The sequence below is a fragment of the Vibrio sp. OPT18 genome (assembly GCF_015163615.1).
Lineage (GTDB): Bacteria > Pseudomonadota > Gammaproteobacteria > Enterobacterales > Vibrionaceae > Vibrio > Vibrio coralliirubri.
Map to the genome: position 1 here is coordinate 1 of NZ_JADDYK010000040.1, position 2,531 is coordinate 2,531.

At 44.9% G+C, this 2,531-nt stretch carries 4 protein-coding genes; all 4 read left to right on the top strand.

Translation table 11 applies throughout. From position 1 onward, the window contains the following. Nucleotides 1-54: 54 nt before the first annotated feature. The 4 genes from IQQ51_RS09395 to IQQ51_RS09410 all read left to right on the top strand — a co-directional run bounded on the left by IQQ51_RS09395 (nucleotide 55) and on the right by IQQ51_RS09410 (nucleotide 2,343). Nucleotides 55-519: a JAB domain-containing protein gene (locus IQQ51_RS09395; protein ID WP_193840887.1), complete on the top strand. Its 465-nt coding sequence runs from the start codon at nucleotides 55-57 to the stop codon at nucleotides 517-519. Further along, nucleotides 516-950, top strand: a complete 435-nt coding sequence (locus IQQ51_RS09400) for a DUF2787 family protein (protein ID WP_193840888.1) — start codon at nucleotides 516-518, stop codon at nucleotides 948-950. The genes IQQ51_RS09395 and IQQ51_RS09400 overlap by 4 nt, the downstream gene beginning before the upstream one ends. Before the next feature lie 90 nt (nucleotides 951-1,040). Beyond that, the gene (locus IQQ51_RS09405) at nucleotides 1,041-1,487 is read left to right on the top strand and encodes a DUF2787 domain-containing protein (RefSeq protein WP_193840889.1); all 447 of its coding nucleotides are present in this window, start codon (nucleotides 1,041-1,043) and stop codon (nucleotides 1,485-1,487) included. Between the two features lie 82 nt (nucleotides 1,488-1,569). Next, nucleotides 1,570-2,343, top strand: a complete 774-nt coding sequence (locus IQQ51_RS09410; protein WP_228012770.1) for a hypothetical protein — start codon at nucleotides 1,570-1,572, stop codon at nucleotides 2,341-2,343. The last annotated feature ends 188 nt before the right edge of the window (nucleotides 2,344-2,531 follow it).

A 2,531-nucleotide genomic window follows, 5' to 3' on the forward strand; every position in this document is an offset into this window, starting at 1 on the left:
TTCACATACATATCATTCTCTTGAGCATTGCATTTATTGATACAAGGAAAAGATATGGAAACGCTATATACATTTAACGATCCCGTTACAGAGCACCAGATATTAGAGAAAGCCGTCGAGATCTTAGAGAGTCGATTGGTAAGCGGGGATGCCTTTACACGTCCGAATGACACGAAAGCCTTTCTACGCTGCAAGCTAGGAGAATATGAGAGAGAAGTCTTTGGGGTGATGTTGCTCAATAACCAGCATCAGTTGATTGAGTTCAATGAGTTGTTCTTTGGCACGATTGACAGCGCTTCAGTGTATTCACGAGAAGTTGTGAAGTTGGTACTTGAGAGAAACGCCTCAGCAGTGATTTTTGCTCATAACCATCCATCGGGTGATTCCAACCCATCACAAGCTGATAGACGCATTACAGAGCGTTTAAAGGATGCTTTAGCACTGGTTGATGTGCGAGTACTCGACCACATTGTGGTGGGCAGTGATTGTGTCTCTTTTGCTGAGAGAGGTTGGCTATGAATCGTAGTATCAAACGTAATTTCAAGCTCGACCTATTCCACCAGCTTGCCGAGCTCTTGATTGAGCAATATGACATTCCCACCGAAACAAAACGAGTGGCGCTTAATCTCAAGGTTGCAAGCTTCTATCGCAACCGAAGTGGGATACAGCCCATAGAGGTGCAACTTGAACGTGCTAACCCTAACGAACCTTGGGAAGTGCGATTCATCGCTTCTTTTGATTACCCCACACCAGAAGCTGAGAGTGTTGATGTGGCTTTGTATTTCAACTTCAAACATCAATGGTTCTACCAACCTGACATCCAACGATGTGAGCTCAATCGGCCTGAGGTGCAGTCGCTCTTTATTAGTTGGCTCAAGGTATTCACCAATCACCTAAAGGCGTCACAGTTCGATACACAGACGTTAACGGTCGTCAGTCAATTCCAATAGTTACGGTCTCCCAGCGTCACACCACATTCGATTCAAACCAAACTCAGGTACATATCATTGACCTGAACAAAACGATTGAAAGGAAAAACTATGAAATCTCAAACACTCACCATCACAGCGCCATACTCACCCGTATCTCAACAACTCAAAAGCTTGTTGAAAAGCAAGATAGAGACTTTCTGGAAACAGAACCCAACCAAGAGGGACTGTGAAAGCCTCACCATTAACTTTAGAGACACCACTTACAGTGCTGAAGCGGGTGGATACCACCCAGTAGAAATCATGTTGCTGAAAGAAAATGAAAGCCTGTATCAAATCCAATACCTCACTGACTTTGCTTACCAAGGCAACGTCTACCCAGAGCTAGAGCGTAATGTCGATTTTGATATTGCTAATGGACAAGCGTTCATTGCCCCTATGGGATGGCAAAGCTGCCACGACAAAGCCATTGTAGAGTTCTACTCACTGTGGGAAAACAACTTTCTCGCTTACGTACAAATGGAGGCTTATGACGAGATTAAAATATCGATGAGCTAAATACGCTATCGGCCAGATAGTGACGCACCCATCGCTAGGATGATTGCCATTCTATCAATCAGCCACCAGCAGTGACCTAACAATGACAACAAGGGATAAAGCCAGTACCACAGAGCAATTATCATTGGTGTTTGAGTTGTATCGACGCATACCACAAGGTCGAAAGGTGACGGCTAAGCAGCTTCAAGCTGAGTTAGCCGATGCAGGAATGTATCGCGGCATCAGAAGCGTACAGCGTAATCTTGATGTCATTGTCGATTATTTTGATGTCGACAAAGACACTCGCAGTAAACCTTTCGGTTACAGTCGCGGAATGTACAGCCAACCAACCTTAAGCGCTAGGGAGCTTGTCCTACTACAGCTTGCTAAAGCAACCCTCAGTCAGCAGCTTCCACCATCCTTGGAGTACGCCATTGATTTTGCATTCAGCCTGTTACGGGCCCAGCCACGCTCTCATACGGGAATGCATCCACCACAAGGAGATACAAAAAAGGCACATGCACTCATTGATGAGCTAAACGCACCAAAGGCGCTAGGGAAGTTTTTCGAGCCCATTTCAGTGGCACTGGTTCATCAAAAGCAAATCACGCTTACCCTTAAATCCGGTGAGCAGATAGAGCAAGTTTCACCTGTCGGTATTACGACTACCGCAAGTGAGCTTTATCTCGTCTACCAAAACACACTCAACGATTACGACGACCTTCCTTTAACCTGTATTGCTAAGCTGAAAGTACTGACCTTCTACTTTGATTACCCGTCAGACTTTCAATTACAACAATATCAACTCAAATCAGAGCCTCAGCGCTCAACACTGCTAACAAATAATATCACTCAGTTGATTGCATCGGACAGATAGTGACGCAAGCAGTGATACCTTACCTCTGTTTCACAAATTCAATGGAACCTACAGGGCACTTACTCCCTTTCATGTTCTATTGAGCCATAGCGCAATCAAAGTAAAGCATGGGGCACTAATCTTACATCAACTCCATTAGGTTAGTGTGCAAGGCAGAGCTGTGCTTTTACGATTGGCTGCGCCATCAA

Excerpts from the sequence above, each read along its gene's own strand:
- IQQ51_RS09395 (WP_193840887.1), top strand. The coding sequence starts at position 55 with ATGGAAACGCTATATACATTTAACGATCCCGTTACAGAGCACCAGATA.
- IQQ51_RS09400 (WP_193840888.1), top strand. The coding sequence starts at position 516 with ATGAATCGTAGTATCAAACGTAATTTCAAGCTCGACCTATTCCACCAG.
- IQQ51_RS09405 (WP_193840889.1), top strand. The coding sequence starts at position 1,041 with ATGAAATCTCAAACACTCACCATCACAGCGCCATACTCACCCGTATCT.
- IQQ51_RS09410 (WP_228012770.1), top strand. The coding sequence starts at position 1,570 with ATGACAACAAGGGATAAAGCCAGTACCACAGAGCAATTATCATTGGTG.